General features: G+C 72.8%; 27 protein-coding genes. 16 read left to right on the plus strand and 11 right to left on the minus strand.

The genetic code is table 11. The features are described from left to right. Window positions 1-8: 8 nt before the first annotated feature. From HHX40_RS14680 to HHX40_RS14690, 3 genes are all read right to left on the minus strand, one after another. Window positions 9-629, minus strand: a complete 621-nt coding sequence (locus HHX40_RS14680) for a dihydrofolate reductase family protein (protein ID WP_182881026.1) — start codon at window positions 627-629, stop codon at window positions 9-11. A 96-nt stretch (window positions 630-725) separates the two neighbouring features. Further along, window positions 726-2,219, minus strand: a complete 1,494-nt coding sequence (locus tag HHX40_RS14685) for a class I adenylate-forming enzyme family protein (RefSeq protein WP_220499115.1) — start codon at window positions 2,217-2,219, stop codon at window positions 726-728. Continuing rightward, entirely contained in the window at window positions 2,203-3,756 is a 1,554-nt protein-coding gene (locus tag HHX40_RS14690) for an NAD(P)-binding domain-containing protein (RefSeq protein WP_182881027.1), read from the minus strand. The genes HHX40_RS14685 and HHX40_RS14690 overlap by 17 nt, the downstream gene beginning before the upstream one ends. A 62-nt stretch (window positions 3,757-3,818) precedes the next feature. Between HHX40_RS14690 and HHX40_RS14695 the strand changes: the two genes are divergently transcribed. The 5 genes from HHX40_RS14695 to HHX40_RS14715 all read left to right on the plus strand — a co-directional run bounded on the left by HHX40_RS14695 (window position 3,819) and on the right by HHX40_RS14715 (window position 9,301). Then, window positions 3,819-5,309, plus strand: a complete 1,491-nt coding sequence (locus HHX40_RS14695; RefSeq protein WP_182881028.1) for an aromatic amino acid ammonia-lyase — start codon at window positions 3,819-3,821, stop codon at window positions 5,307-5,309. A gap of 69 nt (window positions 5,310-5,378) precedes the next feature. Then, entirely contained in the window at window positions 5,379-6,872 is a 1,494-nt protein-coding gene (locus tag HHX40_RS14700; RefSeq protein WP_182881029.1) for a serine/threonine protein kinase, read from the plus strand. Window positions 6,873-6,910: 38 nt separating this feature from the next. Further along, the gene (locus HHX40_RS14705) at window positions 6,911-7,222 is read left to right on the plus strand and encodes a glyoxalase/bleomycin resistance/dioxygenase family protein (protein WP_182881030.1); all 312 of its coding nucleotides are present in this window, start codon (window positions 6,911-6,913) and stop codon (window positions 7,220-7,222) included. Between the two features lie 64 nt (window positions 7,223-7,286). After that, on the plus strand, window positions 7,287-7,907 hold the full coding sequence (locus HHX40_RS14710) for a TetR/AcrR family transcriptional regulator (protein WP_182881031.1): 621 nt from the start codon (window positions 7,287-7,289) through the stop codon (window positions 7,905-7,907). A 32-nt stretch (window positions 7,908-7,939) separates the two neighbouring features. Beyond that, window positions 7,940-9,301: an MFS transporter gene (locus HHX40_RS14715; RefSeq protein ID WP_310738107.1), complete on the plus strand. Its 1,362-nt coding sequence runs from the start codon at window positions 7,940-7,942 to the stop codon at window positions 9,299-9,301. Between the two features lie 17 nt (window positions 9,302-9,318). On the opposite strand, the gene HHX40_RS37705 is transcribed toward HHX40_RS14715, so the two are convergent. After that, window positions 9,319-10,392 carry a methyltransferase domain-containing protein gene (locus HHX40_RS37705; protein WP_182881032.1) on the minus strand — a complete coding sequence of 358 codons (1,074 nt, stop codon included), beginning with the start codon at window positions 10,390-10,392 and terminating at the stop codon, window positions 9,319-9,321. A gap of 416 nt (window positions 10,393-10,808) precedes the next feature. Between HHX40_RS37705 and HHX40_RS14725 the strand changes: the two genes are divergently transcribed. Continuing rightward, window positions 10,809-11,621, plus strand: a complete 813-nt coding sequence (locus HHX40_RS14725) for a putative protein N(5)-glutamine methyltransferase (RefSeq protein ID WP_111698482.1) — start codon at window positions 10,809-10,811, stop codon at window positions 11,619-11,621. A 21-nt stretch (window positions 11,622-11,642) separates the two neighbouring features. Here HHX40_RS14725 and HHX40_RS14730 read toward each other — a convergent pair whose 3' ends face one another. After that, complete coding sequence (locus HHX40_RS14730) at window positions 11,643-12,629, minus strand: pentapeptide repeat-containing protein (protein WP_182881033.1); 987 nt, start codon at window positions 12,627-12,629, stop codon at window positions 11,643-11,645. Then, window positions 12,622-13,242, minus strand: coding sequence for a TetR family transcriptional regulator (locus HHX40_RS14735; protein WP_182881034.1), 621 nt, complete (start codon window positions 13,240-13,242; stop codon window positions 12,622-12,624). Before HHX40_RS14735 ends, HHX40_RS14730 begins: the two co-directional genes overlap by 8 nt. A gap of 132 nt (window positions 13,243-13,374) precedes the next feature. Here HHX40_RS14735 and HHX40_RS14740 point away from each other — a divergent pair, with 132 nt between their 5' ends. From HHX40_RS14740 to HHX40_RS14775, 8 genes are all read left to right on the plus strand, one after another. After that, on the plus strand, window positions 13,375-13,785 hold the full coding sequence (locus tag HHX40_RS14740; protein ID WP_182881035.1) for a nuclear transport factor 2 family protein: 411 nt from the start codon (window positions 13,375-13,377) through the stop codon (window positions 13,783-13,785). A 230-nt stretch (window positions 13,786-14,015) separates the two neighbouring features. Next, window positions 14,016-14,336 (plus strand): hypothetical protein, encoded by a 321-nt coding sequence (locus tag HHX40_RS14745; protein WP_182881036.1) that lies wholly within the window; start codon window positions 14,016-14,018, stop codon window positions 14,334-14,336. A 78-nt stretch (window positions 14,337-14,414) separates the two neighbouring features. After that, the gene (locus HHX40_RS14750; protein ID WP_182881037.1) at window positions 14,415-15,380 is read left to right on the plus strand and encodes a tetratricopeptide repeat protein; all 966 of its coding nucleotides are present in this window, start codon (window positions 14,415-14,417) and stop codon (window positions 15,378-15,380) included. A gap of 11 nt (window positions 15,381-15,391) precedes the next feature. Then, window positions 15,392-16,513, plus strand: a complete 1,122-nt coding sequence (locus HHX40_RS14755; RefSeq protein WP_182881038.1) for a SagB family peptide dehydrogenase — start codon at window positions 15,392-15,394, stop codon at window positions 16,511-16,513. A 114-nt stretch (window positions 16,514-16,627) separates the two neighbouring features. After that, window positions 16,628-17,188, plus strand: a complete 561-nt coding sequence (locus tag HHX40_RS14760) for a helix-turn-helix domain-containing protein (protein ID WP_111698504.1) — start codon at window positions 16,628-16,630, stop codon at window positions 17,186-17,188. Then, a complete protein-coding gene (locus HHX40_RS14765) occupies window positions 17,181-18,032 on the plus strand; it encodes an SRPBCC domain-containing protein (RefSeq protein WP_182881039.1) in 852 nt (283 codons plus the stop codon). Before HHX40_RS14760 ends, HHX40_RS14765 begins: the two co-directional genes overlap by 8 nt. Before the next feature lie 112 nt (window positions 18,033-18,144). Beyond that, window positions 18,145-18,627, plus strand: a complete 483-nt coding sequence (locus HHX40_RS14770) for a cation:proton antiporter regulatory subunit (RefSeq protein WP_111698508.1) — start codon at window positions 18,145-18,147, stop codon at window positions 18,625-18,627. Window positions 18,628-18,636: 9 nt separating this feature from the next. Beyond that, window positions 18,637-19,800: a cation:proton antiporter gene (locus tag HHX40_RS14775; protein ID WP_182873439.1), complete on the plus strand. Its 1,164-nt coding sequence runs from the start codon at window positions 18,637-18,639 to the stop codon at window positions 19,798-19,800. Here the strand turns inward: HHX40_RS14775 and HHX40_RS14780 are convergent. After that, window positions 19,772-20,590, minus strand: a complete 819-nt coding sequence (locus HHX40_RS14780; protein ID WP_310738108.1) for a cytochrome c oxidase assembly protein — start codon at window positions 20,588-20,590, stop codon at window positions 19,772-19,774. The two genes, HHX40_RS14775 and HHX40_RS14780, sit on opposite strands and share 29 nt — an antisense overlap. Beyond that, window positions 20,587-21,135, minus strand: coding sequence for a DUF2243 domain-containing protein (locus HHX40_RS14785; RefSeq protein ID WP_244301869.1), 549 nt, complete (start codon window positions 21,133-21,135; stop codon window positions 20,587-20,589). Before HHX40_RS14785 ends, HHX40_RS14780 begins: the two co-directional genes overlap by 4 nt. A 140-nt stretch (window positions 21,136-21,275) precedes the next feature. Between HHX40_RS14785 and HHX40_RS14790 the strand changes: the two genes are divergently transcribed. Beyond that, the gene (locus HHX40_RS14790) at window positions 21,276-21,704 is read left to right on the plus strand and encodes a glutaredoxin domain-containing protein (RefSeq protein ID WP_182881040.1); all 429 of its coding nucleotides are present in this window, start codon (window positions 21,276-21,278) and stop codon (window positions 21,702-21,704) included. A gap of 31 nt (window positions 21,705-21,735) precedes the next feature. Here HHX40_RS14790 and HHX40_RS14795 read toward each other — a convergent pair whose 3' ends face one another. From HHX40_RS14795 to HHX40_RS14805, 3 genes are all read right to left on the minus strand, one after another. After that, window positions 21,736-22,956, minus strand: coding sequence for a hypothetical protein (locus HHX40_RS14795; RefSeq protein ID WP_182881041.1), 1,221 nt, complete (start codon window positions 22,954-22,956; stop codon window positions 21,736-21,738). A gap of 169 nt (window positions 22,957-23,125) precedes the next feature. After that, complete coding sequence (locus tag HHX40_RS14800) at window positions 23,126-24,271, minus strand: RNA polymerase sigma factor (protein ID WP_182881042.1); 1,146 nt, start codon at window positions 24,269-24,271, stop codon at window positions 23,126-23,128. Next, window positions 24,268-24,675 carry a YciI family protein gene (locus HHX40_RS14805; protein WP_182881043.1) on the minus strand — a complete coding sequence of 136 codons (408 nt, stop codon included), beginning with the start codon at window positions 24,673-24,675 and terminating at the stop codon, window positions 24,268-24,270. The genes HHX40_RS14800 and HHX40_RS14805 overlap by 4 nt, the downstream gene beginning before the upstream one ends. A 196-nt stretch (window positions 24,676-24,871) precedes the next feature. Between HHX40_RS14805 and HHX40_RS14810 the strand changes: the two genes are divergently transcribed. Beyond that, window positions 24,872-25,825, plus strand: coding sequence for a tyrosine-type recombinase/integrase (locus HHX40_RS14810; RefSeq protein ID WP_182881044.1), 954 nt, complete (start codon window positions 24,872-24,874; stop codon window positions 25,823-25,825). Window positions 25,826-25,827: the final 2 nt, after the last annotated feature.

A 25,827-nucleotide genomic window follows, 5' to 3' on the forward strand; every position in this document is an offset into this window, starting at 1 on the left:
AAGGGACTTCAGGCCGTCGCGTACCGCGGGCGCCCGGCCGGCCGGTAGACCTGGATCGTCACGCCTTGCGAGTCGACGCGCGACTCGACCAGGTCGAGCGCGAGATCAGGGCCGGCGTCCGGGAACAGGCGCGCGCCCTGGCCCAGAACGACGGGAACGACGATCAGCGTCATCTCGTCGACCAGGTCGTTCTCCAGCAGCCATCGGGTCAGGGTGCCGCTGCCGTGCACCTGCAGCTCACCGCCCGGCTTGGCCTTCAGGTCCGCGACGGCGGTCGCGAGGTCGCCGGACAGGACGGTGGTGCCCGGCCACGCCGGGTCGGCGAGCGTGGCCGATGCCACGTACTTGGGCCGTGTGTTCAACGCGCGCATGACAGGCTCCCAGCCGGGCACGTCCCGATCCGTCCAGGACCCCCACGAGCCGGCGAACAGGTCGTAGGTCCGCCGGCCGAACAGGAACGCGTCGGCGCGCCGGTAGGTCTGCTTGATGAACGCGTGGGTCTCGTCGTCGCCCTTCCCCAGGGCCCATCCGCCGCGCTCGAATCCGTTCCTGCGGTCCTCGTCCGACGCGCCGCCGTTTCCCTGCATCACTCCGTCGACGGTGACCTGGGTCATGGTGGTCAGCTTCATGATCGCGGTTCCCCTACCTCGGCACCGCCCCTTGTGGGCGGCCTCACCCCTGCTACGAACGCCGCCGCCCCGATCCGACACCGCCTCCCAATTTTTTCAGGGAAACTTCCCGGACGCCGGTCGGCCTCGGGGTATCGCGGTCGTCAGAAGGCGCTTGTCCGGTTTGCCGTTCGGCGCCGTCGGCACCTCGTCGAGGACGGTGATGGTCGCCGGAACGCATGCCTCGCCGAGCCGCTCACCGACCAGCGCCCGCAGCGAGCCCAGGTCGGGGATCCGGTCCGCCACCGGTACCACGAACGCGTGCACCGCCTCGCCGGTGTCCTCGTCCGGGGCGCCGACCACGTACGCCTCAGCGATGTCGGGGGCGGCGGCCAGGACCCGCTCGATCGGGCCGGCGTAGTAGAGGTTCGCGTTGACGATGACGACGTCCCGGGTCCGCCCGGTCAGGTACAGTCGTCCGTCCTCGTCGAAGTGGCCCAGGTCCCGGGTGCGCACCCACCCGTCGACGAACACCTCCGCGGTCTCCGCCGGATCGGCCCAGTAGCCGATGGCCTGCGCGGGGGTACGGACGTACAGCTCGCCGTCGACGCCGGGCGGGACGGGCCGGCCGTCCGCGTCCCGGACCTCGACGTCGACGACGTCGGGCGGGAACCCGACCGACGGGGGGACGTCCCGCGGCGTGGCCATGGAGATCGTGCCGGTCTCGGTCTGCCCGTAGCCCTGGAACACGACCGGGCCGAGCACGTCGAGTGCCTCGCGGAGCCGGGACGCGTCCAGCGGCGACCCGGACACCATGAGCGCCCGGAGACTGCTCAGGTCGGCCGGGGCGGTGCGCTGGGCGGCGACGAGTTTGTACAGGCGAGGCACGGTGATGACGCTGGCGGTCGCCCGGTACCTGGTGATCGCGTCGGGGAACGCGGGCGGGTCGGCGACGACCATGGTCCCGCCTGCGGCGAGCGTGAGCACGCCGTACTCCATCATCACCTGGCTGCCCAGCGACCCGAACACCAGGTAGCGCCGCAGCCGGGAGGCCAGTTCGCGGATCGCCGGCGGCCACGCCTCCGGGCGGGCCGTCCACGCCGCGTTCATGGCGGCGTAGGTCTGTGCGCAGGCCTTGGGCGTGCCGGTACTGCCGCTGGTGTAGACGAGCCGGGCGACGTCCTCCGGCCGGCCGGACAGGCGCAGCGGACCATCCTCGCCGGACGCGGCCAGCAGCTCGGAGACGGTCAGCGTGCGCGGCGCGTGCTCCGGCCCGGTGGCCGCGTCGGTCACGACCGCGGTGATGTCCTGGTGGAGCACGTGGCGCAACTGGCCGTCGGGCAGCCCGGGCCGCACACCGACGGCCCGGGCTCCCACGACATAGGCGGCGATCGTCGCGGCGAACGCCTCCGGGGTGACGCCGAGCATCATGGCGAGGCCGTCCCCCGGCCCGACGGCCGCGGCGCGCAGCCCGGCCGCGATCCGCCGGACGAGGCCGAGCATCTGCGCGCCGGTGACGGCACGGGCGCCGTGCTCGAAGACAGGCCGGTCCCCGGCCGCCTCCAAAAGGTCCAGAACGGCACGCGGGTACGGCTCAGCCGGCGTCGGCAAGGCACTCCTTGACGAAGACGGCCAGGGGCTGCTGGTGCACCTCCGGCAGGTTCCACTGGTTCTCCAGGTTCTCCGCCAGGTGGTGGACGCCGGCCGGCGCGCCGTCCCGGTAGTGCCGCACCACGGGGTGCAGGTAGCTCGCGTCGTGGGCGTTGACGGCGTCGTTCTCGACGACCCTCGGGATCGAGATGTCGAACGGGTCGACGGCGTCGTGGCCCTGGCCGTACTCCAGCGTGACGACGAACGTGTGCCGGGCGCCGCCGAGGCCGCCGTCGGCCACGTACGCCACCGGGACCTCCTCCTGGTACAGCGCGGTGCCTCCGGTCACGGTGACGACGTCGCCGAGCACGCCGAACTGCTGCCAGAGTGCCGACGAGCGGTCGACCCGGGCGATGATCGCGTCGCTGATCGCGTCCGGGGTGGGCTCGACCCGCTCGGCCGGCCAGGTCGCGCCGTGGTACCGGGTGGTCAGGATCCGGTAGAGCGCGCGCACCCCGTACCGGAAACCGTGGATGAACCCGCTGGTGCCCTTCTTGAAGTCGCGTTGCTGGGTGATCGTGCCGGCGAAGTACAGATCAGGCACGTTGACGGACTCGTACGCCGGCGTCTGCTCGGGGAAACGGTCGTTGATGACCAGCGCGGGCCGGCAGCCGTCGTCGAACACCGAGGCGTCGAAGCGGAAACCGGTGCACACGACCACCCGGTCGTAGAACAGCTCGCGCAGCGCCTCCACGGTGCGGGCGTAGCGGAACAGCACCCGGTAGCCGCCGTCGGCGCGGCGTTCGATGCTCTCCACCGTGCCGTCGAGGACCGTGTTCTGGGACTTCAACTGGTAGCTGTCGAGGAAGTTGTTGTTCACCGCGCGCAGGTGCCCGACGTAGTGCGACTGCCAGGCCATCCTGACCGAGTGCGGCCCGGCGACGTGGATGACCGCGGCCTTGGCCATGAGCGCGTCGGCGGTCTCGAACCCCGAGTTGCCCTTGCCGATCACCAGGACCCGCTGGTCGGCGAAGGACGCCGGGTCGGTCTCGAACGTGTCGTAGCGTTCGGCGAGCTCGACGCCCGGGATCGGCGGGACGTGCAGCTGGGAGACCCCGGTGGCCACGACCAGCCGCCGCCCCCGCCATGAGCGTCCGCTGCCGTCGGTGGCGGTGAACCCCTCGTCGTCACGGCCGATCCGGACGACGTCGACGTCGTAGTGCACCTTGACGCCGGTCGCCGCCGCGTAGTCGGACAGGTAGCGCACGAGATCGTCGGCCTGCGGGAAGTACTCCTCGCTGTAGCGGGTGAACAGCAGCTCGGGATCGTCGCTCAGCAGCGAGTTCCAGTCCATCCGCAGCCGCAGCTCCGGGTCCTGGTACCCCGTGTGCACCTTGTTGATGGAGATCAGCTGGCGGTGCCGCGGGAACCGGGTGAAGAAGGTGCCCGGCCCGGCTCCGCGTTCCAGGACGACATAGTCGTGACCGCCGTGTTCGAGCAGTGCGGCCAGCTGCAGCCCGGCCGGTCCGGCCCCGATGATCAGGTAGTCATGCGCCATGAGCCGGAAGCTACGGGCGAATTCTCATAGGATTCTGAGAATCGGCTGTCTACGGTCCGGGCATGCCCGCCGTCGAAGACACCATCGACCTCAGCGCTCCGCTGCGCTCAGCCGACCTGCACCGCGCCGCGACACCGGTGTCCGTCGTGGTCGGCGCGGCCGTCCGCGACCGCGTGGAACGCGGCCGTGACTTCCTCCGCGACGTGCGGGAGGACGAACGTCCGGTGTACGGCGCGACCACCGGCTTCGGCGCCCTGGTCGGGTTCGCCGGCCGGGAGGAGGAAGCGGACCAGTGTGACAACACCCTGGCCCACCTCGGCGCCGGGCAGGGACCGGATCTGCCCCACGACGTGAGCCGGGCCGCGCTCCTCGTGCGCGCGTGGTCGCTCGCCCAAGGGGCGTCCGGGGTTTCGGCACACGTGGTCGACGGGCTCGCCGCGATGTTCACGACGACGTTCGTCCCGGCGATCCCGCGCTACGGCTCGGTCGGCGCGAGCGGGGACCTGATCCCGCTCGCCTATGCCACCCAGGCGCTGCGCGGACGGGGACAGGCCTATCTCGGCGGCTCGCGGATGCCCGCGGCCGAGGCGCTGCGCCAGGCCGGGCTGACCCCGTTGACGCTCGACGGCCGGGACGCCCTCGCGCTCGTCAACGGCACCTCTCTCACCACGGCCGCGACCGCCCTGGCCCTGGACAGCGTCCGGTCCTCGCACCGCGCGATGCAGGCGCTCACCTGTCTGCTGGTCGATCTGCTCGGCTGCGACCCGGGCTTCCTTCACCCGCGACTGCTCGGCGCCTACGGCCATCCCGGCGCGATCGACGTCGCCGACGGCATGCGCAAGACCCTCGCCGGGATCCTCCCGGCCGGCACACGGGCGCTGCAGGAGCCGTACAGCATCCGCTGCTCCCCGCAACTGCTGGGCGCCGCCGAGGACGCCCTGCGTTACGTCGACGGCGTCGTCGCGGCCGACCTGTCCAGCGTCAGCGACAACCCGCTGTTCTTTCCCGACGACGACCTGGTCGTGCACGGCGGCAACTTCTTCGGGCAGCCGGCCGCGTTCGCCGCCGACCTCCTGGCGACGGTCACCGCCCAGCTCGGCAACCTCGCCGAGCGGCAGCTCGACCTCCTCGTCGACCCGGCCCGCAACGGCGGCCTGCCCCCGATGCTCGCCGCCGGACCCGGCCGTCAGCACGGGATGCAGGGGGTGCAGCTCGCCACGACCGCGTTCGTCGCCGAGATCCGCCGCGCCGCCGTGCCGGCGAGCATGCAGAGCCTGCCGACCAACCTGCACAACCAGGACGTGGTGCCGTTCGGCACCCAGGCCGCCCTTCGCGCCTACGACATGGCCGACCTGCTGCGGCTGCTCTGCGGGTCGCTGGCGGTGGGGCTGCGGCAGGCGGCGCACGTCGGCGCCCGCCGCCCCACGGCTCCGGGCTGCGCGGCGCTCCTCGACACCCTGGTCGAGGCGATCCCCGCGGTCGATCCCGACCGCCCGCTGGACGCCGATGTCCGCAAGGCCGCCGAGCTGCTCACCGCGACACTCCCTCTGTGAGCGACAGCCTCCGGGTTCTCGCCCACAGCCGTTCCGCACCGGGCCCCCGCGTCGCTAGGGTCCGGTGCCATGGTCACCCCCCTGGAGCCCGACGACCCGCGCGTACTGGGTGAGTTCACACTGAGCGGACGGCTCGGCGAGGGCGGGCAGGGGGTGGTGTTCCTCGGCCTGTCGCCCCGGGGCGAACCGGTCGCGGTGAAGGTGCTCAAGTCGGGGCTCGACTCTTCGGTGAAGGAGCGGCTGGTCCGCGAGCTCGACGCGATTCGCGAAGTCGCGCCCTTCTGCACGGCCCGGGTGCTGACCGCGATGGTCGACGGGCGGATGCCGTACGTGGTGAGCGAGTTCATCGACGGGCCGTCACTGCAGCACCGGGTGGATTCCGGCGGTCCGCTGCTCGGCGGCGAGCTGGAACGCCTCGCGGTCGGCACGGCCACGGCGCTGGCGGCCGTTCACGCGGCCGGGATCGTGCACCGGGACTTCAAGCCGGCCAACGTGCTGCTGGGGCCGGACGGACCCCGGGTGGTGGACTTCGGCATCGCCAGGCACGGCGAGAGCGACACGATCACGGCGGGCCCGGTCGGCACCCCGGCCTACCTGGCTCCCGAGCAGATCGCCGGAAACCCGGCCACACCCGCCTCCGACGTGTTCGCCTGGGGAGCCACGATCGTCTTCGCCGCCACGGGCCGCCCGGCCTTCGGCGCCGCCGGCGTCCCCGCCGTCATGCACCGGATCCTCACCGACGAGCCCGACGTCTCGGCACTGCCCCGGCCGCTGCGCGGAGTGGTCGAACGCTGCCTCGCCAAGGACCCCGCCCGCCGGCCGGCCTCCCGCGACCTGCTGCTGGAGCTCGTCGGGGCCACCCCCGACCCGCTTCGGGCGGGCGCGGCCGCGGCGGCCACCAGGCCGGTACGGCAGGGCGGGACGACCGCGGCTCTCCCGGTCGTCCCGGCCTCGGGTCCGGCTTCCCGTACGGGGATCGTCGCCGGGGCGGTGGCCGCCGTGGCCGCGCTGTCGGTCACCGCCGCCCTGCTGGGGCCGCGCCTGCTGTCCACCGGCCCGGCCGGCACCTCGTCGCACACCGCCGAGTCACCGGCACCGCCCGCCGGCTCCGGGCCAGGGGAAACCGTCGCGGAGGACGGCGCGGCCCAGGACGACGTTGAGGCGACGGACGACACCGCGGCGACGGACGACGCCGAGGGGGACGCCGCAGCGACTCCGAAGGCCGCTCCCGTGCCGTCGACCACCCCCGGCGGTACGGTTCCGGCCGCGTTCGCCGGCACCTGGGGAGGCCATCTCGTGCCCGACGAGCTCGTGGGAACCAGCGAGGCCGACGTCCAGATCGTGCTGGAGCCAGGCGGGCGCACCGGAAGCTGGAAGGACACCGACAGCTCGTGCCGGGGAGTCCTGACGCTGACGCGCAGCTCCGAGACGGCACTCGTCTTCCGGCTGGACAGGTGCGCGCCGGGCAGGATCACCTTGACCCGGACCGGCGAGGGGCTCGCCTACCGATCGGACGGCAACGAGGGCGACGTCACCTTCCAGGGCCTCCTGATCAAGGACTGACGACCCCAACAGAGCAACCCGCGCAGACAAGGATCCCCATGCCGGCCACCACTGCTCGCTTCACCCTGCTGGTCCTCTACACCGACCGGATGGAGGAGTGCCGCACCTTCTACAGTGCACTCGGCATCGGCTTCACACGGGAGCGGCACGGGGACGGCCCGGAGCATTACGCCGCCGTCCTGCCCGACGGCCAGGTCTTCGAGCTCTACCCCGCCACTTCCGAGCGCCGAACCGGCGCCGTACGGCTCGGTATCGGTGTCGACGGCGCTGCCTGCGAGCCGCCGCTGAAGCCCGGCCGGCACGTCGTGACCGATCCGGACGGCAGGGTGATCGAGGTCTACGCGATGTGACCAACACGTCGCGATCTTCGCTTGCGGATAGACAGTGTCTACTCGGGGCTGGTAGACACTGTCTATGAAGACTGAGGGCTCCCTGCGGGAGCGGCTGGTGGAGGTCGGGGTCCACCTCGTGATGACCGAGGGAGCCGCCGCGGTGGGCCTGCGGGAGATCGCCCGCCGGGCGGGGGTGTCGCACGGCGCGCCGCGCCGGTACTTCCCCACCCACCACTCGCTGCTGTCGGCCATCGCCCGCCGGGGCTTCGCCGACCTCGAAGCGCGGTTCTCGGCCGCCATGGCGGGGCTGACCTCACCGCGCGACCTGCTGGGAGTGTTCGCGCGGGAGTACGTCGCGTACGCGCTGGAGTGCCGCGGCATGTTCGAGCTGATGTTCCGGCACGAACTGCTCGACAGCGACAGGCACGGGTCGGACGGGCCGAGGTTGCGGGAGTCCACGCTGCCGCTGTTCGAGCGCCTGGTCGCGCTGGTCGCCGAGTGCCGGAGCGCGGCGAACCCGCCGGAGGAGCCCGTGGTGACGGCGGCGGCCTTCTGGTCCGCCCTGCACGGGCTCGCGCAGCTGTGGACGTGGGGCAGCCTGCGACTCGTCCTCGACGCCCACGGCGCGGTGCCGGACGGCGAACGCCTCGACCGGCTGGTCGCCGAGGTGCTGGACGCCCACCTCGGGCCCGCGGTCCCGTGACCGGAGCTTCGCGACCCCGCCTGGCGCTGACGGTGAGCGCGGCGGGTGCGATGGTCGTCGCCCTGGACGGCACCGTCCTGGTCGTGGCGCAGCCCAGCCTGCAGCGCGACCTCGCCGCGAGCCTCACGCAGGTCCAGTGGACCAGCACCGGTTACATGGTCGCGGTGGCCGCGCTCCTCGTCGTCGCAGGACGGCTCGGCGACCGCTACGGCCATCGGCGCATGCTGTTCGCCGGCGTGCTCGGCTTCGCGGCCGCCTCGGCCGGCATCGCGCTCGCGCCCGCGATCGGCTGGGTGATCGGCCTGCGGGTCCTCCAGGGCGTGTTCGGCGCGCTGCTCCAGCCGTCGACCCTCGCGTTGCTGAGGCTCGCCTACCCGGCGGACCGGCTCGGGACGGCGATCGCCGTCCGCACCGGCGCCATCGGCGTGGCCGGCGCCGCCGGGCCGGTCGTGGGCGGGGTCGTCGTCGCGGAGCTGGGCTGGCGCACCGTGTTCGTGCTCCAGGTCCCGATCGCCGTCCTGATCGCCGCGCTCACCCTCGCCGTGCGCACACCCCGCCCCCAAGGCTCCGTACGGACGCGGCTCGACCTCACGGGCGCGGCCCTGCTCACGGTCGTGCTGGCGCTCGGAGTCCACACGTTGGCCGGCGTGCCCGGGCACGGGTGGACCGCCGGGCCGACGCTGCTCGGGTTTCTCGCCGTCGCGGGCCTGTCGGCCGTGTTCGCGGCACACGAACGCCGGGCCGCGCACCCGATCGTGCCGGCCGCGGTGGCCCGGTCCCTGCCGGTGACGGCGTCGATGCTGCTCCTGCTGGCCGTCACCAGCGGCGTGTTCGGCGCGTTGTTCGCCGTCACCTTCGTGCTGCAGCAGGGGCTCGGGCTCGGCCCGCTCGCGGCGGGTGTGCGGCTGCTTCCGGTGACGGTGGTCATGGTCCTCGGCGCGCCCGTGGCAGCCGCCGCCGTGCGCCGGCTCGGCCCGCGCCGTACGGCTGTCGCCGGGACGGCGCTCGCGGCCCTCGGCGTCGCGTGTGTGGCCCGGCTCGGCCCGGACGGCTCGTGGGCGGCCACCGCCGCGGCCTTCGCCCTGGTCGGCGCCGGGTTCGCGGCCGTCATGGTCACCGCGACCGGGACCGTCGTCGGCGACGCCCCGGCCCGGTACGCCGGAGTCGTCGGCGGGCTCAAGCAGACCGTGATGAACATCGGTCCGAGCCTGGGCATCGCCGTGGCCGCCGGGGTGACGGCCGTGGAGGCCCCCGCCACAGGGTCCGCCCTGGGGTCCACCCTGCCGGTCATGGCGGGGCTCGTCGTCCTCGGCCTGTTACCGGCGTCGCTGCTGCCCGCCGGGCCGGCCCCGCGCCCCACGGCACAGCCGGCCGCGGAGGCGGGGGACGCGTAGGCCGTCTCACCGCGCCCTCACCGTGCCCCGCGGGCGGGCCTGGGCGTCGTCAACCGGACGAGGAACGACTCCGCCCCGGCGACCCGCACGCGCTGGAGGTGCACGGGCGTGAGGCCCTGACGGAGGGCGAGGGGCAGGTCGCCGACACCGGGAAGCAGGACCACGGCGGTCCCACCGGGTGCGAGCACCCGGCGCACCTCCGCCCACCACCGTGCGGGGGACGCGGCGAGCAGGCCGCCGGGAGGGACCTGACCGCCCCAGGGCGGGTTGGCCAGCACACGGTGGGCGACGCCGTCCCGCACCGGCAGCCGTCCGGCGTCGGCGCGGCCGACGGCGACGGGCAGCCCGGCCGCGTTCTCCCGGGCCGCCGTCACCGCTCGCCCGGCCAGGTCGAACCCGTACAGGCGGGCGCCCGGACACTGCCCCGCCGCCTCGATCAGCAGCGTCCCGGCGCCGCAGCAGGGATCGAGCACCGTGTCGCCCGGCTCGACGCCGGCCATCGCCACCATGGCGGCGGCCAGCGGGGGGTGCAGGGTCCCCGGGACCGACTGCCGCTTGTACTCCCGCCGGTGCAGGGGGCGCTCGGCGATCCGCAGCAGGAGCGTGGCCCGCTCGCCGTCCAGCGTGACCCGCCAGCCGCTGTGGCCCGGCGGCGGCGCGCCCGCGCCGCGCCGCGAGTGGTAGCCGACCCCCAGCCGGCCGGCCAGGACGCGGCCCACCGCGTCCTCCACGTCGTACCTGGTGAAGGTGCGCCTGCCCAGGAACGACGCCGACACCTCGACGCCGGTGAGCCCGCGGGGGCCGCCGTGGTCACGGCGCAGCCGCGCCAGCGCGGCGAGGTCGGCCGCGCCGGCGAGCCCCGCGAGCACGGCGGCGCCCTGCCGGGACGCGCCGACGTCCGGGCCCTGCGCCGCCAGCAGGAACACGTCGTCCGCCGTGCGCAGGCCCAGGGCGGGCAGGCGCGAGGCGCGGAACCGCACCTCGCGATGCCCGATGTGCGTGATGACGCCGAGGCCGCGCCGCAGAATCTCGGCGGCGAGCGTCGGCTCCAGCCCGTGGACGCACCGCGCCACCAGGCTCGCCGCCGTCACGGGACGGCGGGAGCGCTGGGACGCGGAGCGGTGAGAGTGACAGCGCGAACGCGCATGGTGATCCTTCTTCTCCCGCGTCGGCCCGGGACGGCACCGCGCCGCCCCGCCTCGTCGGCGACGGGTCGTGCCTCGCTTCGCCGACGGCGGCTAGCGGAGGTGGAAGAAGGACGTGAACGTCATGGCGGCGATCCTAGGGCGCGGGGAAGCAGGTGATCAACCCGGCGGCGTCTCCACCGACGAGCGCCCCGGGCGATGGGAAGGCGTGCTCTGATAATGTGCCGTCCACGGCGGCGACGACGCGAGGAGGTGAGCCCCATTACCGCTGAACAGGTCGGGTGCTCCCTTCTCCCCGTGCGTACGGTCCCCTAGAGCGAGGCGACCGCGGGAGCGCCCTCGGCATTCCCGGAAGGCTCCCCATGTCACTGTCATCCCGCTCCCCTGCCCCCTCCCCTGCTCCGCCCGCGATCGTGACCCGGCTGCGCGCCGCCGGTTGCGTGTTCGCCGAGGACGAGGCCCGCCTGCTGGTCGCCGCCGCGCGTACGCCGGCCGAACTCGACGCCATGGTGCGGCGGCGTGCCGACGGGCTGCCGCTCGAACACGTCCTCGGCTGGGCCGAGTTCTGCGGCCTGCGGCTGGCCGTCGAGCCCGGGGTCTTCGTGCCCCGGCCGCGCACCGGGTTCCTCGTCCGCCAGGCCGCCGCCCTCACCCGCCCGGGGGCCGTCGTCGTCGACCTGTGCTGCGGCACGGGGGCGCTGGGCGCGGCGCTGGCCGCCGCCGCGGGGCCGATCGAGGTGCACGCCGTGGACGTCGATCCCGCCGCCGTGCGCTGCGCCCGCCGCAACCTCGCCGAGGTGGGCGGCCGGGTGTACGAAGGCGACCTGTACGCGCCGCTGCCGGCCGCCCTGCGGGGCCGGGTGGACGTCGTCGTCGCCAGTCCGCCGTACGTGCCCACCCGGGCCATCGGCCTGCTCCCGCCCGAGGCGCGCGAACACGAGCCGAAGGTCGCACTCGACGGCGGCGCCGACGGGCTCGACGTCGTACGGCGGGTCGTCGCCGGGGCGTCCGGATGGCTGGCGCCGGGCGGGAGCCTTCTGGTGGAGACGAGCGAGAGCCAGGCGGGCAAGACCGCCGAAGCAGTCGCCCGCGCCGGGCTCGTCACCCGCCTGACCTGCGACGACGAGCTGGACGCCAGCGCCGTCATCGGGACCCTGCCCGTACCGGCCGGCTGAGCGGCAGGACGCGGGCGGTCCCTACCTGCGCCGTTCGCGGGAGCGGGGCCGCCGGGCGGGCGCCCGGCCCGCCGTCGGCGCCGCCTCCGCCTGCCAGTGCTCCGGCCAGTGCGCCGGGCGGGTCAGCGAGGGTGGCAGCACGGTCGCGGCGTCGCCCCTGGCGGCGTTGAGCTGGGCCTGGGTGAGGAAGAGGCACCCGGTCAGGTCGGCGCCGCCGAGGCCGGCGCCCCGCAGGTCCGCGCCGATCAGATCGGCGCCCCGCAGGTCGGCTCCGGTCAGGTCCGCGCCGATCAGGTATGCCCCCCGCAGGTTGGCGCCGCGCAGGTCGGCCTTCCTGAGCCGGGCGCCGATGAGGTCGGCTCCCCTGTGGTCGGGCGCGTGGCCCCCGGCGCCGGCCCGGGCCAGCTCGCTCGTCCGCAGCAGCAGCACGTTGACCTTCTCCCGGTGGGCGGCGACGTCCACGCCGAGCAGCTCGCCGGGAGCGCCCATAGTGAGGCGCTCGGTCTCCTCGATCGCGCGGCGCACCTCGGAGTGGATCGGGCGGGCCGCGGGCAGGGAGAGCGCCTCGTGCAGGTACCACAGCAGTTCGTGCAGGTTCCGCATGACCGGGAAGACCTCGAACATCCGCGCCGCGGTGTCCGGCTCGTCGCGCCAGCTGCGCCCGAAGGTGACCTGGGAGACCTTCTGCCCCGCGCCGAAGCAGTCGAACACGGTGCAGCCGGGGAAGCCGCTGTCGCGCAGCCGGGAGTGGATGCCGCAGCGGAAGTCGGACTGGAGATTGGGGCACGGCCGCCCGGCGTCCTTGCTGATCGCGAAGTCCGCCGAGGCGGCGAAGGGCAGGGCGACGCAGCACAGTCCGAAGCAGCTCGCGCAGTCGGCCCGCAGGGCGAGCCGGTCGCCGCCGGGCGCCGAGCCGGCGCCGGAGCGGGCGTGGTCGTTCGTGTCGGGCACGTGCTTGGTCTCCTCGTGTCCGGTGAGGGCCGCGCGGCCTGTCAGAGGCTCAGGCATGGCTCCGGTGTCCTCCCTTGCGATCGTCGGGGGTGGTCAGGCGCCGGACCAATCGGACCAGCCCGGCGCGGCGCGCTTCGGGGCCGTCCCCGGTGACGCCGGTCGTGATCATCCGCACTACCTGGGGGGCCGTGAACCACCAGGTCGCCAGCGCGTACACCGCGTAGACCAGGTGCGCCGGGTCGGTCTCTCCGGTGATCAGCCCCTCTTCCTGAGCGGCGGCGAAGGCGGCGACCTTGCCGGCGTAGTGCGCGGCACGCTCGTCCTCGGCGGCCACCTCGGCGCGGCCGCATTCCAGCCCCTCCCAGGTGAGCAGGCGCAGGAAGTGCGGGTGGGCACAGTGGTAGTCGAAGACCCGCCCGGCGTACTCGCCGAGGTCGGCCAGGTGCGCGCCGGTCAGCGGCACGGCGGCGGCCACCTTGGCGAGCTCGGCCTCAAGGACGGCGGTGAACAGCTGCCGTTTGCCGCCGAAGTACTGGTAGATCCGCTCCTTGTTCACCCCCGCGCGTACGGCGACGCGGTCCACCCGCGCGCCCTGCGGCCCGTGCTCGGCGAACTCCTCCACCGCCGCCTCCAGCAGCAGCCGCCTCGTCCTGGTGGTGTCCCATGCCATGGGGGCAGCCTACAGAATTCCAACCGCACAGTTGGAATCGCGACCGTGCCCGTGCCATACTCCAACCGATCAGTTGGAGATTTCGCCGGCCGGCTTCGCTCCACACCACGCACGACAGATGGGAATCACGGCATGACCGCCACACCCCAGACCACCCGCGAGGTCGTCGACGCCTTCTTCGCCCGGTTCGCCGCCGGTGACCTGACCGGCCTGCTCGATCTTTTCGCCGACCGGGTGGACTTCCTCGTCCCGGGCGCGTCCAACGTGCCCTGGACCGGGGCCCGCTCCGGCAGGGAGCAGATCGCCGAGTTCTTCGCCGTGCTCGGCACCGCGCTCACGCCCGCCCAGGAGTTCACGATCGACGCCACGATCGTCGAGGACGGGCACGCGGTGGTGACCGGACGCAGCCGCTTCGGCGTGCTGTCCACGGGCAGGTCGTTCCTGAACGAGTTCGCCCTGCACTTCACCGTCGCCGACGGCAGGATCGTGGGTTACCGCATGCACGAGGACAGCCACGCGATCAGCGCCGCGTTCGCGGCCTGACCCCTCCCGGTGGAACGGCGGGCGCTCCCCGTTCGGGACCGGCGCCCGGCAGGGTCGCGTGATGAACCAGTATTCAGGCGATCTCGCCGCTTACTGGACCTGGCGCGAGATCTTGCCGCTGCGATGATTCCGGGGTCGGAGCCAGAGCAACGGTGGTGCGTGGTCACCCCGCCTGTACGAGGCCGGCTTCGGGCCGGCGGTTACAGGAGTTCCCGGAAGGAGTGCCCCAGATGTCGCAGAAGATGTCCGAAGTGTTCGAGGTCCACCAGGACGACTACGCCCAGCCGGAGGCCGCGTTGAACCCCAACCACAACGAGACCTCGGTGTTCGAGATCCACGAGGACGACTACAGCGCACCGCACGCCGCCCTGAACCACAACCACAACGAGGTCGCGGTGTTCGAGGTCCACCACGACGGCTACAGCGCACCGGAGTCCGCCCTGACCTACAACCACAACGAGGTCGCGGTGTTCGAGGCCCACGAGGACGACTACGCCCAGCCGGAGGCCGCCCTGAACCTCAACCACAACGAGGTTCTGATCGAGGCCTGAGCCGCGGCCGCCTCCCGGAGCCGGTGAGCCCCGGGAGGCGGCCGCCGCCGTCGGTCGTGACGTCGTACGGGAGGCCATGTGAGCGATGAGTCCCGTCCCACCGGGGCGGCCGAGTTGCTGGCGCACGCACGGGAGCGTTACGCCGGAAGAGCCTTCGACGAGGCGGAGCGGGCGTTCCGGGCCGCCGTCGGCCAGGCCCGGCACCAGGGCCAGAACGCGCTGCGGATCCACGCCCAGTGCGAGCTGGCGAGTGTGTGGCGTACGTGCGGCGGCTACCGCAGGGCGGGGCTGCTGTTCGCTCTCACTCTTCCCGCCGCGGAGCGGGTCTTCGGCCCGGAGTCGGTGGAAGTGGCCAAGGTGTGCAACGAATGGGGTGTGCTGGGCAAGTACACCGGCCGATTCCAGCAGGCCGAGGCCCTCTACGGGCGGGCCCTGACGATCCTGGAGGCGGCCCGCGGCGGTGAGCACGAGGACGTGGCCACCGTCTGCCACAACCTGGGCGGGCTCGCCCACGCCCGTGGTGACCACGAGGCCGGTGAGCCGTGGGCTCGCCGAGCGGCGGAAATCCGCGCCCGGCTCCTCGGTGAGCGTCATCCGAGGGTGGCGGCGGACCTCGCCGCCTGGGCCGCGCTCGTGGAGGGCCGCGGACGCCCGGACGAGGCCGAGGCGCTGCTCCGGCGTGCCCTCGCCGTCTTCGAGGCGGCCTACGGCCCGGAGCACCACGATGTCGCCGCCGCGCTGCACAACCTCGCCGCCCTGAGGCATCGCCGCGGTGACCTGGACGAGGCCCTGGCCCACTACCTCCGCGCCCTGGCCGTCAAGGACGCGGTCCTGGGGCCGGGCCATCCGGAATCCGCCATCACCCTGATCAACCTCGGCGCCCTGTACCGCGCCCGCCACCAGCCCGGCGAGGCCCACGCCTGCTACGGCCGGGCCGTGGAGCTGCTGCGGCGGGCGGCGCCGGACCACCCTCATCTGGCGGCCGCACGCCGCGGCCGGGCGGCCGCCTGCGCGTCCCTGGCGCCGCCCGCGAACGAGAAGTGAGAGACCGAATCGTGAACGTACGCCTGTCCGGCTGCGGCGCCCTGCTGTGGGACGCCGGCCAACTGGTCTGGGACGACTATCTCGACCACCGCCAGTTCGCCCTCACCGACGGCGTCGAGCGCGTGCTGCGGTGGTTCACCGGATTCCGCGACCTGGGCTCGGTGAGAGAGCTGGGCGGCGATCCCGGCGAGGCCGCCCACTGGCACCAGGTCGCCACCGTCCTGGCCGAGCACGACATCCTGATCGCGGAGAACGGACCCCGCCACCAGCGCGAACAGGCCATAGAAGAGGCCTGGCAGCCGTGGGGGCGGCTGGCGCGCGCCTACCACTTCTCCACCCGCTCCCACGCCGGCACCGCCATGCGCACCGCCGAACAGGACAACGAGGATCTCGAAGCCAAGGTTCTGACCGACCCGCCGCCTCCGGCGTTCTGGTCCCTGCCCGGCACCACCCGCGTCGCGCTGCCGGACGCCGGCCCCGGCGTCTGGCGCCATCGCGACCTGTTGGACGTGCTGCACCGGCGTCGCAGCCGCCGCTACTTCGGCCCCTCCGCGCTGCCGCTGGAGACCGTGGCGGCCCTGCTCAAGACCGCCGCGGGGCCTCTGCCGCGGGCCGACGGCCCGCTGACCCAGGCGGGTGTCGACCTCGACCCGAACGGGGTGGTGACCGACTCCTGGCAGCGGGTGTTCAAGACCAGCCCCTCCGGCGGCGCCCGCCACCCGACCGAGGTCTACCTCTACGCGCGCAACGTCCAGGGCCTCGATCCGGGCGCCTACCACTACGCCGCCGCCGACCACACCCTCGAGTTCCTCGGCCGCCGTCTCGACGACGAGCGGCTCGTGTCCGCCGTCGGCGGCCAGGACTGGGTCGCGGGCGCCGGAGCGCTCATCTTCTACACCAGCGTCATCGCCCGCAACCAGTGGAAGTACACCTTCCCCCGGGTCTACCGGGCGCTGATGATGGACGTCGGCCACCTCAGCCAGACCGTCTACCTGCTGGCCACCGCGGCCGGTCTGCACATCACCTTCACCGCGGCCCTTCGGGACCAGGTGGTCGAAGAGCTCCTCGGCTGCGATCCCGCCCGCCACCTTGTCATCGGCACCTCCGTCATCGGCGTCCCGCCCGCCTCCTGACCCGCCCGTCCTTACCCGTCCGCTTACCCGTACGCCGGCCTGCCGGGACGCCCGGCAGGCCGTAGGCGTACCCCATTGACAAAGACAATTTTTACGTACAAGCTTGTTTTTGCGATGAGAGACGTCCTGTACCTGGAGCAGATCGAGCAGGCCGAGGCCCTGCTCAAGCCGCAGCGCATCGAGGTGCTGCGGCAACTGGCCGAGCCGCGCACCTGCACCGAGGTGGCGGCGGTGCTCGGCCAGACCCCGCAGCGCGTGTACTACCACGTCAAACGCCTGGTGGAGGCCGGCCTGGTGCAGCAGGTCTCCGAGCGGCGGGTGCGCGGCATCACCGAGGGCATCTACCGGGCGAGCGCCAGGTCCTACTGGCTGTCACCCGGCCTCGTCGGCAGGATCGGCGGGCTGCGGCGGCGGCAGGACGAGCTCAGCCTGGGCTACCTCCTCGACCTGATGGAACAGGTGCAGGCCGACGTCGCCGCCCTCGACCGGACGGCGCCGGAACTGCCGTCCATCGGCGTCTCCGGGGAGATACGCGTGCCCCCCGAACGCCGTCAGGAGTTCCTCAACGACCTGCGGTCCGCACTTCAGGACCTGTTCACCCGCTACGGCGGCGCCGAGGGCGACGCCTTCAAACTCGCCGTGGCCTGCTACCCCAAGGGAGACGACAGTGAGTGAGCCGATGATCATCCGTGTCCGCCTGGAAGCCCCGATCAAGGAGGTGCGCCACGCGCTTACCGACCCCGCGGCGATGCGGGTGTGGCTGGCCGAGCACGCCGAGGTGGACCTGCCCGAACGGTACGAGTTCTGGGGCCGCCGCACTCCCGAGGGCGACGCGCCGCACCAGCGCCTGCTGCACGCCGACGACCACACCCTTCGCTTCGCCTGGCTGCTCGACGGCGAGGAGACCACCACGGAGATCACCCTGGCGGAGGAGGACGCCGGATCGACCATCCTGACCCTGTCGCAGACCCACTTCGACTTCCAGGACGCCATCACCGGGGCGAGCATCCGCGGGGTGCTGCAGGTGTTCTGGTCGCTCGCGCTGTCCAACCTCGCCGACCACGTCCAGGGGCGGGAGATCGGCCCCCAGCCCGACTACACCACCACCGACTTCCACGGTCACCTGGACATCGCCGCGCCCGTGTCCACGGTGTACGAATCGCTGATCGACTCCGACAAGGCCACCGAGTGGTTCGGCTACCCCATCGGCATCGAGCCATACGTCGGCGGGCGCTTCGCGATGGGCGGCCTCGACGCCAACCCCCAGCCTGCCAAGATCATCGACCTGGTTCCCGACAGCACGATCTCGGTCGACTGGGGACCGATGGGCGTCGTCACCTGGGAGCTGGAGGACACCGGCGGCGCCACCCGCCTGACGTTCGTCCAGAGCGGCTTCGACACCGCCAACCCGCCGTACGGCGCCTGGACCGGATGGCTGTCCGGACTCGCCGAGCTGCGCCGCTACCACGAGCAGTCGAACTGGCGGCCGATCTGGCTCGCCGACGACCCGGCCGCCTGACACGCGAGCGTAGTCGTCCCGCCGCCGAGCGACACCGGCGGCGGGACGACCGCGTCTTATTGGTAGGTTCTCCGGACAAGTAATGACATGTTACGAACGGAGGAGCGGCGCCGTGGAAGTCGAGCAGACGGTGTTGCCGGGGATCGGATTGCGGCACGAGTTCACCACCCGCTCGGGCCGGCGCATCGGAGTCGTCTCGCACCGCACGGGACGGCGGGACCTCGTCATCTACGACCCCGACGATCCCGACAGAGCCTGTGAGACGGTCAAACTCAACGACGAGGAAGCCGACGCCCTCGTCGAACTCCTCGGCGCCCCCCGCATCGTCCAGCGCCTCAACGCCATGCACCGGGAGGTCGAGGGCCTCGTCAGCCTCCAGGTGCTGATCACCCCCGGCTCCCGCTACGACGGCCGTCCCATGGGCGACGCACAGGTGCGCACCCGCACCGGCGCCTCCATCGTCGCCGTGGTCCGCGCCGGACGCGTCTTCGCCAGCCCCGCACCCGACTTCGTCCTGACCGGGGACGACATCGTGGTCGTGGTGGGCGGCGAGGAGAGCACCACCGCAGTCGCCGACATCTTCGCCAGCGGCTGAGGGCAGCGCGTGCACAACACCGCAATACTTTTCCTGGAATTCGGCGCCGTCGTCCTCGGACTCGGCATTCTCGGAGCACTGGCGCTGCGCGTCGGCATCTCCCCCATCCCTCTCTATCTCCTCGCGGGCCTGGCCTTCGGCACCGGCGGCATCCTCCCTCTGGGCACCAGTGAGGACTTCATCGCCACCGGCGCCGAATTAGGCGTCATCCTCCTTCTGCTCACCCTCGGCCTGGAATACAACGCCGACGAACTGGTGACCAGCCTGAAGGGCAACGCCCGCGCCGGTCTCGTCGACCTCCTGCTCAACGCCGCCCCCGGCGCCATCCTGGCGCTGCTGCTCGGCTGGGGACCCGTCGCCGCGGTCGCCATGGCGGGCGTCACCTACGCCACCTCCTCCGGAATCACCGCCAAGGTCCTCTCCGACCTGGGCTGGATCGGCAACCGCGAGACCCCGGTCGTGCTGTCGCTGCTGGTGTTCGAAGACCTCACGATGGCGGTCTACCTGCCGGTCCTGACCGCCATGCTGGCCGGCCTGACCCTCGTCGCCGGGGCGGTCACCGTGGCCATCGCACTGGCCGCGGTCAGCGTGGTGCTGCTGGTCGCGCTCCGCTTCGGCCGCTACATCGAGGCGTTCGTCGCCAGCCCCAACTCCGAGGTGCTCGTGCTCAAGGTGGTCGGGCTCGCACTGCTGGTGGCCGGGCTGGCCCAGCAGCTGCAGGTCTCGGCCGCGGTCGGCGCCTTCCTGGTCGGCATCGCCCTGTCCGGCGAGCTCGCCGAGGACGCCCACGCGCTGCTCGCTCCCCTGCGCGACCTGTTCGCCGCGGTGTTCTTCGTCTTCTTCGGCCTGCAGACCGACCCGACCAAGATCCTGCCCGCGGCCGGGCTGGCGGCCGGCCTCGCCCTGGTCACGATGATCACCAAGCTGATGACCGGAATATACGCGGCCCGCCGCGCGGGCATCGCCCGCGCCGGACGGGTACGCGCCGGCATCGCGCTCATCCCCCGCGGCGAGTTCAACATCGTCATCGCCGGACTGGCCGTGGCCGCCGGAGCCCACCCCGACCTGGGCGCCCTGGCCGCCGCGTACGTCCTCATCCTCGCGGCCTTCGGCCCCCTGGCGGCCCGCCTGGTGCAGCCGCTCCTCACCAAGATCGCCGCTCGTACCGCCTGACGACCGTCCCGCGCCCCGCACCCGTGCGGGGTGCGGGACGCCAGGTGGCGACCAGAGCCGCCGCGAGGAGCAGCTCCGCGATGTCGCCGCCGTAGTACATGATCTCCGCGCCACCCCGCACCTCGGGGATCGGGGCGTGCACGTCCACCCGGAAGCCGCCGTACATCAGCTGGGCGACGACGGCGTGCACGGCGACGGCGCAGCCGAGGTACACCAGGCGGGTACGGACCCCGGGCCGGTCCGGGGCGGGATCGGGTCCGGCGATCACGTACGCGAACAGGCAGCCCGACAGCAGGAAATGCGCGTGCAGCAGCCAGTGCCCCGCCGCCGCCGACGCCGCGTTGTAGAGCGGGGTGAAGTAGAGCACCACGAGGCCGCCGGTGGACAGCAGCAGGGCGACCGACGGGTGGGTCACCACCCGGAGGGGACGGCTGTGCAGCACGGCGGTCAGCCGCCGCCCGCCGTCGGCGGGCAGGGTGCGCAGCATCAGGGTGACGGGCGCACCGAGCACCAGCGCGAGCGGCGCGTACATGCCGACGAGCAGGTGCTGGAGCATGTGACCGCGGAAGTCCGCGTGGGCCAGGGACGCGACGGGCGGCACCAGCGCGACGCCCAGCAGGACGAGCCCGGCGACGAACCCCGCCGTACGCCACCGGCTCCAGCCGCGCGCCGGATTGCGGCGGCGGGCCAGCCGCGCCAGGCGCAGGTAACCGATCGCGCACCCGAGCACGGCCAGGACCGGCAGCGCGCCCGCGAAGTGAGCGCCGTGTTCCGTCACAGGGTCCGTCACGTCCGGCTCTCGGGCTCGAAGGACCGCCCGCTCCGGGCCAGCAGGTAACCCCCGGCGACCAGCAGCGCCCCCAGGACGAGGAAGCCGATGTCCCACCACAACTGATGCGGGCCGCCGCGCACGTGATGGATGGCCAGGAGGTGATGGTCCACGACGCCCTCGACGAGGTTGAACAGACCCCACCCGGCCAGGATCCAGCCCCACAGCACCCGCGAACCCCACACCCGGCGGCGGTTCCGGGTGACCCGGGAGTACAGGAGCGCCAGCCCGATCAGGACCGCCAGCCAGCACACGGTGTGGAACAGACCGTCCCACACCGTGTTCATCTCCAGCCCGGAGACGGTGCGGGGATCGTAGTACCGCACTCCGATGTGATCGCTGTCGGTGCCGCTCAGCATGTGATGCCACTGCAGGATCTGGTGCAGCAGGATTCCGTCGACGAACCCGCCCAGTCCCACACCCAGCACGATGCCCGGCAGCCGGAGATCGGCCGGTTCCGGATCGGCGCGGGTCCCGCCTGCGGTGGTCGCCATCGCCTCGTTCACCCCTCCGTCCTCGGCACCCGTCTTCGGGTCCCCGCCAGGTTCCCGGCACGGAAGGGTCCAGTCACGCGGCCACGCGCGGACCGGCCGCGTGACCTACCAACTTTTGCGGCGCCGGAGAACGGCCCGATAGCGTGACGGCCATGGTGCGCGGATGGATACTGCCGGTCGTCTTCCTGGCATGCGGAGTCGCCGCGGCGTTCCGGCAGACGGCCCAGGGGTCCCCCGGCGCCGCCGCGACGTACTTCCTGGTGTTCCTGCTCGCCGCCGCCCTGCTGTCTCCCCTGGTGTTCCCGAGGTCGATCGGCGCGGCCGAGGCGCTGCGCCGCAGCGAGGCCGACGGCCGCCCGATCGTCTACTGGCGTTCGGGCTGCCGCTACTGCCTCCGGCTCCGGCTGCGCCTCGCCCGCGACGCGCGGCGGCTGCACTGGGTGAACATCTGGCAGGACCCCGAGGGCGCGGCGGCGGTCCGCGCCGCCACCGGCGGCGACGAGACGGTGCCGACCGTCGTGGTCGCCGGCCGCCCCCACGTCAACCCCGACCCCGAGTGGATACGCCGCCAGCTGCCGTGACACTCCCCCTGACCGGGCCGGGTCTGGTCTCCTACTCGTCGTGGTGGGCGATCCATTTGACGCCCACGCCACCCCACTGCTTCAACCTCCTGCCGGCGCCCGCGTCGTCGCGCCGGAAGACGTTGATCCCGTAGTAGGAGAAGTCGATCCACCCGTCGCGCTCGCCTCTGCCCTGCAGCCACTTGGCGTTGACGCCGTTGAGATCGGCAGTGTCGGCCGCCACCGTGCCCCAGGTCTGCGTTCCGTCCCGGTAGACGTTCACGCCGCCCTGCGGGAAGCTGATCCATCCGTCATTGGAGCTCCTGCCCTGCACCCACCTGGTGTTCACGCCGTTGAGGTCGGCCTTGTCGGCCGTCACCGTGCCCGATTCGCCGGTGCCGCTCGCGCGCATGACGTTGACTCCACCCTGGGGGAAGGTGATGGCTCCGTCGCCGCTGTTCGGCCCGCCCACCGACGTGGTCCAGACGTTGGTGGCCCAGACGTTGGTGACTCTGAGGTCGTCCATGACGGGATTGCGCACCTGGACGGCCGTGGTGAGGGTGTGCTGCCGCCTGGTGCTGTTGGAGACGGCGACGAGGGTGTAGGTGGTCTCCCGCTTCGGGGTGGCGTTCAGTCGCACGGCGTACCTGCCCTGAGGCCCGGTGGGCGGGCCCGGGGGAACCGGCTCGTGTCCGCCGGGGAACCGGATCTCGTAGGCGAAGTCGGCGGACCCCTCCCAGCTCAGCGTGACCGGTGTTCCGGCGTCGACGATCTCGCTCTCCGGGCGGAGGTCGCGTGGCGCCGGGGCGGTCTTCACCAGCGCCACCACCGCGTGCCTGTCCGCCGCCTGCCCGGTCCGGGTCCTGCCCGCGTTCTCGGTCACCCTGAACACGGCCAGGCCGACGGCCTGCGCGACGGGGACGTCCTTCAACGTCAGCACCATGTGGCCGCCGGGTTCGAAGTTGGGCCGGCCACCGGCCTGGTCGGTGACGCGGACGGCGTCGGTGCCCTGCGTCTGGACGGCGAGTCGCTGCGAAGGGCCCGACCGGGGGAAGTACTCTCCCTCGCTGCCGACCTTGCCCAGGTCCGGCGTGAGGTGGACGGCGCCGTCGCCGACGGGCACCTGAACCGTGATCGTCCGCCAGAAGACCGCCTGCTCCCCGGTGTTGGTGACGAGAAGGTGGACGGTCCCCGTGGACGCGGCAGGCGTCCCCGGCACCGACGCCTCCAGGGGCGCCGGGTCGGTGAGGAGGGTGTAGGTCAGCAGGGTCATGCTCACGACTCCTTCGCGCAGGGACGGCGGAAGATCACCCCCTTGATCCAAACTCCGGCATTGGAGCGTGACAAGAACAGCAAAGGCGGCCATAGCAGGGCGGATCAGCAACTCCATCGGCGTCTTGACGGGACTTCCGACCAGCCGTCACCAGTGGCATCGGCCGCGCTCACACCTTCAGCAGTTGCCGTACCCGCGCGGCCTCCCGGGTGAGGTGGTCGCGCTCCGGCACGCTGGCGGCGGCACGGGACGCCTCGGCGTACAGCTCCGCCGCTCGGGCGAGGTCGCCGGCGCGTTCGTGCAGGTACGCCGTCACCGCGGTGTACCGGGGCAGGCCGGGGTCCACCCCGGCCAGCGCCGCCAGGCCGGCCTGTGGTCCGTCCGCCTCCCCCACCGCCACCGCCCGGTTGAGCCGCACCACCGGGCTGCCGGTGAGGAGCAGCAGTTCGTCGTACCACTCCACGATCTGCACCCAGTCGGTCTCGGAGGCGCTGCGGGCGTCCGCGTGCAGCGCGGCGATCGCGGCCTGCGCCTGGTATTCGCCCAGCCGGTCACGGGCCAGCGCGGTCTGCAGGATCGTCACCCCCTCGGCGATCAGGCCGGTGTCCCAGCGCGATCGGTCCTGCTCGGCGAGCGGCACCAGGCGGCCTCCCGGGCCGGTCCGAGACGTACGGCGCGCGTGGTGCAGCAGCATGAGCGCGAGCAGCCCCGCGACCTCGGGCTCGTCGGTCAGGGCGGCGAGCTGCCGGGTGAGCCGGATCGCCTCGGCCGCCAGGTCGACGCTCCCTCCGTACCCCTCGTTGAAGACGAGGTAGAGCACCCGCAGCACAGTGCCGAGATCGCCGGGCTGGTCGAGCGGCAGCCCCGCGATCTTCCGCTTGGCCCGGCTGATCCGCTGCGCCATGGTCGCCTCGGGGACGAGGTACGCCGCCGCGATCTGCCGGGTGGTCAGGCCGCCGACCGCGCGCAGCGTCAGCGCGACGGCCGAGGCCGGCGGCAGGGTGGAGTGCGCGCACAGGAAGTAGAGCCGCAGCGTGTCGTCCGTGGCGGGCGCCGGACCGGCGGGAGGCTCGGCCTGTACGGCCACCTCCCGCCCCCGCCGCGACGCCTCGGCACGCACGGCGTCGAGGAACCTGTGCCAGGCGACCGTGACGAGCCACGCCTTCGAATCACGCGGTGGGTCGTCCGGCCAGGTCGCCAGCGCCCGGATCAGGGCATCCTGCACGGCGTCCTCGGCCGAGGTGAAGTCGGCTCCGCGCCGGACGAGGACACCGATCACCGCGGGCACGAGCTCCCGCAGCAGCGACTCGTTCACTCGGTGACCGTGGGCGGCTCGGCGAGGAACGGCCGGACCTCGAGCCACTCGTGGATCGGCTCGCCGCGGGGCCCGGGAGCGGCGGACAGCTCCCCCGCCAGCTGGACCGCGCGGTCCCACGACTCCACGTCGATGATCATCCATCCGGCGATGAGGTCCTTCGTCTCGGCGAACGGACCGTCGGTCACCGGCGGGCGCCCCTCGCCGTCGTACCGCACGAACGCGCCCTGGGGCGACAGCGCCTGGCCGTCGACGAACTCGCCCGTCTCCTCCAGGCGGGCGGCGAAGTCGCGCATGAACTGCACGTGCGCGTCGACCTCCTCCGGCGTCCACCGGTCTATCGACCCGTAGTCGACGACGGGAGCCGGGCCGCCGCGGTAGTGCTTCAGGATCAGGTATTTCATCGTGCTTCCCCTTCGTCGTCGGCGGCCCGTTCGGCCACTCATGCCCCTGGGACGGAGCCGACGCCACATTCTCGACACGCGGCACGAGTTTTTCCGAAGCGATTCTCCTGTCGGGGGGTTTTTGATGCTGGTGCTCGCTGGGTGTGCCAAAATCCGAGCGCCTTTACATTGTAGATTCATAGTAGGATCGGGCTCGATGAGCATCCCCGCGGTTCCCGAGCGGAGTGTCCCCGCACCCTCCACACCCGATCCGTACGAGGTGTATCTCGGCGCGCTGCAGAGCCCGGAGTCCCGGCGCACGATGAAGGGCTGCCTCGACCGCATCGCCCGCCTCGTCACCGGCGACCCCGAGGCCACCGGGGCCGGGCAGCCCTGGGAGCTGCTGCGCTACGAGCACACGGTCCGCCTCCGCACGCTGATGCGCGAGCAGGGGTGGTCCCCCTCGCACGTCAACAAGCACCTGGTGGCGCTGCGGCGCGTGCTCAAGGAGGCCTGGCGGCTCGGCCTGATGAGCGGCGAGGACTACCAGCGCGCCGCCGACCTGCCCGCCTACAAGCACACGCGCGTTCCGGCGGGACGGCACGTCGAGGCCGAGGCGCTCGCGGCCGCGCTGGAGGTGTGCGACGAGGACCACTCCCCCGCCGGCCGCCGGGACGGCGCCATGCTGGCGGCGCTGTATTCCAGTGGCTGCCGCCGCGCCGAGATCGCCGGGCTCAGGCTGGCCGATTTCGACCCGCACGCCCGTTCCATGCGAGTGCGCGGCAAGGGCGACAAGGAGCGGCTCGTCTACCTGACCCCGCAGGCCGTCGAACGCCTGAACCTGTGGCTCGCCGTACGCGGCCGGTCGGCCGGACCGCTGTTCTGCCCGATCAACAAGGCCGGGCGGCTGCGCATGGCCCACATGACCGGCCAGGCCATCGCCGACATCGTCTCGCGGCGCCTGGCCGCCGCCGGGGCCTCTCCCCGCACCCCGCACGACTTCCGGCGCACGTTCATCGGCGAACTCCTCGACGCCGGAGTCGACCTCGCCACCGCCCAGGCCCTGGTCGGCCACGCCTCCCCCGCCACCACCGCCCGGTACGACCGGCGGCCCGAGCGCCGCCGCCGCGAGGCCGTCGACCGGCTCCGCGTCCCCGGCGCCCCGAGCTGAGC

This window comes from Microbispora sp. H10949, from assembly GCF_014161435.1.
GTDB lineage: Bacteria > Actinomycetota > Actinomycetes > Streptosporangiales > Streptosporangiaceae > Microbispora > Microbispora triticiradicis.

What these genes read in the sequence shown, in the direction of transcription:
- HHX40_RS14745 (WP_182881036.1), top strand. Translation starts at nt 14,016, where the DNA reads ATGTCGCAGAAGATGTCCGAAGTGTTCGAGGTCCACCAGGACGACTAC.
- HHX40_RS14680 (WP_182881026.1), bottom strand. Translation starts at nt 629, where the DNA reads ATGAAGCTGACCACCATGACCCAGGTCACCGTCGACGGAGTGATGCAG.
- HHX40_RS14790 (WP_182881040.1), top strand. Translation starts at nt 21,276, where the DNA reads ATGGTGCGCGGATGGATACTGCCGGTCGTCTTCCTGGCATGCGGAGTC.
- HHX40_RS14730 (WP_182881033.1), bottom strand. Translation starts at nt 12,629, where the DNA reads ATGCCTGAGCCTCTGACAGGCCGCGCGGCCCTCACCGGACACGAGGAG.
- HHX40_RS14795 (WP_182881041.1), bottom strand. Translation starts at nt 22,956, where the DNA reads ATGACCCTGCTGACCTACACCCTCCTCACCGACCCGGCGCCCCTGGAG.
- HHX40_RS14695 (WP_182881028.1), top strand. Translation starts at nt 3,819, where the DNA reads ATGCCCGCCGTCGAAGACACCATCGACCTCAGCGCTCCGCTGCGCTCA.
- HHX40_RS14735 (WP_182881034.1), bottom strand. Translation starts at nt 13,242, where the DNA reads ATGGCATGGGACACCACCAGGACGAGGCGGCTGCTGCTGGAGGCGGCG.
- HHX40_RS14710 (WP_182881031.1), top strand. Translation starts at nt 7,287, where the DNA reads ATGAAGACTGAGGGCTCCCTGCGGGAGCGGCTGGTGGAGGTCGGGGTC.
- HHX40_RS14805 (WP_182881043.1), bottom strand. Translation starts at nt 24,675, where the DNA reads ATGAAATACCTGATCCTGAAGCACTACCGCGGCGGCCCGGCTCCCGTC.
- HHX40_RS14725 (WP_111698482.1), top strand. Translation starts at nt 10,809, where the DNA reads ATGTCACTGTCATCCCGCTCCCCTGCCCCCTCCCCTGCTCCGCCCGCG.
- HHX40_RS14700 (WP_182881029.1), top strand. Translation starts at nt 5,379, where the DNA reads ATGGTCACCCCCCTGGAGCCCGACGACCCGCGCGTACTGGGTGAGTTC.
- HHX40_RS14740 (WP_182881035.1), top strand. Translation starts at nt 13,375, where the DNA reads ATGACCGCCACACCCCAGACCACCCGCGAGGTCGTCGACGCCTTCTTC.
- HHX40_RS14810 (WP_182881044.1), top strand. Translation starts at nt 24,872, where the DNA reads ATGAGCATCCCCGCGGTTCCCGAGCGGAGTGTCCCCGCACCCTCCACA.
- HHX40_RS14705 (WP_182881030.1), top strand. Translation starts at nt 6,911, where the DNA reads ATGCCGGCCACCACTGCTCGCTTCACCCTGCTGGTCCTCTACACCGAC.
- HHX40_RS14760 (WP_111698504.1), top strand. Translation starts at nt 16,628, where the DNA reads ATGAGAGACGTCCTGTACCTGGAGCAGATCGAGCAGGCCGAGGCCCTG.
- HHX40_RS14690 (WP_182881027.1), bottom strand. Translation starts at nt 3,756, where the DNA reads ATGGCGCATGACTACCTGATCATCGGGGCCGGACCGGCCGGGCTGCAG.